This is a genomic window from Pseudomonadota bacterium (genome assembly GCA_026388215.1).
Lineage (GTDB): Bacteria > Desulfobacterota > Syntrophorhabdia > Syntrophorhabdales > Syntrophorhabdaceae > JAPLKF01.
The window spans coordinates 1-3,501 of sequence record JAPLKF010000239.1 but is presented as its reverse complement, the minus strand read 5'-3'; the positions used below and the strand labels follow the sequence as shown (position 1 = coordinate 3,501).

4 protein-coding genes are annotated in these 3,501 nt (G+C 42.5%); all 4 read left to right on the top strand.

Features of this window, described 5'->3' with window-relative positions; translation table 11 throughout:
- Positions 1-70: 70 nt before the first annotated feature.
- The gene (gene rsmA / locus NTU69_11650; GenBank protein ID MCX5804163.1) at positions 71-838 is read left to right on the top strand and encodes a 16S rRNA (adenine(1518)-N(6)/adenine(1519)-N(6))-dimethyltransferase RsmA; all 768 of its coding nucleotides are present in this window, start codon (positions 71-73) and stop codon (positions 836-838) included.
- Positions 839-840: 2 nt separating this feature from the next.
- Positions 841-1,824, top strand: a complete 984-nt coding sequence (locus NTU69_11645; protein MCX5804162.1) for a 2-hydroxyacyl-CoA dehydratase — start codon at positions 841-843, stop codon at positions 1,822-1,824.
- 278 nt (positions 1,825-2,102) lie between these two features.
- Positions 2,103-2,321, top strand: coding sequence for a DUF4911 domain-containing protein (locus NTU69_11640; GenBank protein ID MCX5804161.1), 219 nt, complete (start codon positions 2,103-2,105; stop codon positions 2,319-2,321).
- The coding region (locus tag NTU69_11635) for a TldD/PmbA family protein (protein ID MCX5804160.1) at positions 2,314-3,501 on the top strand (1,188 nt) is incomplete at its 3' end. The genes NTU69_11640 and NTU69_11635, both read left to right, overlap by 8 nt.

Below are 3,501 nucleotides of genomic sequence, written 5' to 3'. Positions count from 1 at the left end.
TTATTTCAAAAAGGGTATTGTTTCTTCTTTAGATATCAGAGGGTTCTCAAGAATGATACTCCATTAACTTATGTTAAAAAAGAGCCTGTCCCAGCATCTGATTAAGGATAAAAATATCATAAATAAAATGGTTAAAATGTCTCGTATAGGTGAAGAAGATGTTGTAGTCGAGGTAGGTGCCGGTCATGGTGACCTCACAAGGTGCCTAATTGAGAAGGCGGGTTATGTGTATGCAATAGAACTTGATAGGACGTTCAGGCAGTATCTTGAGCCACTTGAAAAGGAACATAAAAACATAAGGGTCATATTTGGTGATTTTTTAGAGATACCGTTTTTACAATTTAAAAAAGGAAAGAAAATCAAGGTGATAGGGAATATACCTTACAAGATAACAGGACCCATACTGTTTAAAATACTTGAAGAGAGGGTAGCAGTAGATAGTGCATTTTTGACCATGCAAAAAGAAATCGGTCAGAGGATTGTGAGTAAACCTTTTAGCAGGACATACGGGGCACTATCGGCAATTTACCAGATATTTTCTGAGGTAAGGATACTTTTTTATATGAAGCCGGGTGTTTTCCTGCCGCCCCCGAAAATAGACAGTGCGTTTCTTTCAATTACGTTTAAAGAGGATGAAGGGAAAACGGAGGATAGATTGATAGAGTTCATAAGGATATGCTTTCAGAATAAAAGGAAGTACATGAAATATACCCTGACCAGACATTTTGGTGAGGAAAGAATCGCATCCCTCTATACGTCTATGGGTTTTCCTCACACTATCCGTGCGGAAGAGATAGAACCTCAAAGGTTTAAGGAAATATACAGGTTTTTGAACTGATTATGCGAGAAATAGTCGGTTTTACAACAACAATACCTGTAGAGGTTGTGTTTGCAGGGGGGTATATCCCCTGCGATCTTAACAATATTTTCATAACCAATGAGAACCCCATGCATTATATTGAAAGGGCGGAGAAGGATGGGTTCCCCAAGAGTATGTGCAACTGGATAAAGGGCATATACGGTGTTGTGATGGAGAAGAATATAGGCATAGTGATAACGGTAATGGAAGGGGATTGCAGCAATACCCAGGCACTGGCAGAGATATTGAGGTATAAGGGCATAAAGACTATCCCGTTTTCCTATCCTTATGATAGAGACAGGAAGGTTTTAAAAAGGGAAATCAAAAAGCTTATGGAAGCATTCTCTGTGGATGAAACGGCGCTCCACAAGGTAGAAGAGGGCATTGAGAGGGTAAGGTCGATGCTTGAATCAATTGACCGGATGACATGGAAGGAGAGAAGGGTAACAGGTTCTGAAAATCATCTCTGGCTTGTACAGGCATCAGATATGCTGGGGGATTATAAAAGATATGGAACCATGTCGGCTGGTTTTATAAATGGGGTCAAAAAAAGGGCTGAGATAGAAGGTATTAATGTCGGGTATATGGGCGTGCCGCCTATGATTCTTGACCTTTACCAGTTTATTGAGGGTCTTGGTGCCTATGTTGTTTACAATGAAACCCAGAGGCAATTTTCTCTTCCTTATTTTTCGAAAGGTATTGTGGAGAGGTATCTCAGATACACCTATCCTTACGGGATATTTGCAAGGCTCACAGATATAAAAAGGGAGATTAAAAGGCGAAAGATTAGAGGCATCATCCATTATGTACAGGCCTTCTGCTACAGGGTAATTGAGGATGTAATCCTTAGAGAGACACTCGGTGTCCCTGTTTTAACAATTGAGGGTGATTTGCCAAAGGTGCTCGATACAAGGACAAAGCTGAGGCTGGAGGCCTTTATTGAGATGCTCAAAGGGAGAGCGTAGAAAAATAGATTCCCACGGGCAAGCCCGTGGCACTATACATACGCTTCGCGTTAGCAACTGAAGCATTCACCCACGCCTGAAGGTGTGGTCCTCTGTATGCTTGCGTAGTTCGTGGGAATCTACTTAAGCAAGCACCGCGAGCGAGAGGGGGAGGCTTAAGCGGGCTTTGCCTTAAGGAGGGGGCGACGCAAGCCCCTGTAATAGAGTAGGCAGTATGCAGTAGGCAGCAGGCAGTGAATAACTGCTGATGCCCTGGAATAAATAATGAGGTAGTGTTGGTGGAGAGAACTAAGAGATTTATCATCAATAGAGAGGCAATAGGTTTTTTCAAATCGATTTTGGAATCATACGAAGAGGTCGGGATTTTTTCCGTTCTGGACGGGAAAAGGGGTTTGATAGAGGTAATATACCCCTCAAATTTCGAACATGATATTGAGGCTATAATAGCAGATATGGCAAATTATGGCATTGTATTCCGGGAGGTTGAACATGTTTGATGAAAAAAGGATATTGAAGACAATGATGGCCGGGAACGCTATATACGCTGATATATTTGCCGAAGAAAGGACATATACCCATATCCATCTTGAATCAGGGAGAATAGAAAAGATAGAGAAAGCACTGGATAAAGGGGTGGGGATTCGTGTAATCAATCCATGGAAAACCTTCTATACATCCACGAACTCTTTCGAAGGTAAACATCTTGTTGAACTGGCGAAAGGACTCTCCAGATTTTCAAAGGAAGAGACACAGTCGCCTGATATAAAGAAAGGAAGGCATATTAAGGCGAATTATCCCTTTTCCATTTCTACTGACCCTGAAGGTGTTGACATGAAAGAAAAGCTAAGTATGGTAAAAAACCTCGAATCTCTTGTGCGAAAGATGGAGCAAAGGATTAAACAGGTAAGGGTTGTTTACAGGGATTCGCATCAGAATATAAAAATCTATAACAGTGAAGGCGCAGCTATTGAGGATAACCGCACGCAGGTTGTTTTAACCCTCCTTATAGTGGGTGAAGAGGATGGCGAGATGCAGACAGCCTATGAGGCAATAGGTGGATTTTACGGGTTTGAGTTTTTTACAAATGAGGCGATTGAAGACCTTGCAAATAAAACCGTAAAAAGACTGGCAGGGCTGCTCGGTGCACAGGAAGCCCCTATGGGCATGAAGACCGTTGTGCTTGCATCAGAGGCTGGAGGCACCATGATCCATGAGGCAATAGGTCATGGACTTGAGGCAGACCTTGCAATGGAAGGACTTTCCTGTTACAAAGGGATGCTTGGAGAAAAAATGGCTTCCAGTCTAATCAATGTCGTAGATGATGCAACATTACCGCATGCGAGGGGGACATATGCCTATGACGATGAAGGCATACCATCAGAGAGGACTATCCTTGTTGAGAATGGTGTACTGAAGAATTACCTCTTCGACAGGTTCCATGCATTAAGATATGACAAGGTATCAACCGGGAATGGAAGGAGGGAGTCATTCAGGTTTAAGCCGATTCCGAGGATGAGCAATACAATGATATTACCCGGCAATGATGACCCGTCAAAAATCATCTCTTCTGTAGATGATGGGGTTTTTGTTGTCAAGATGGGGGGAGGGCAGGTGGATACTGTCAGGGGAGATTTTGTCTTTGAGATATCAGAGGGCTATATCATTGAGAAGGGTCAT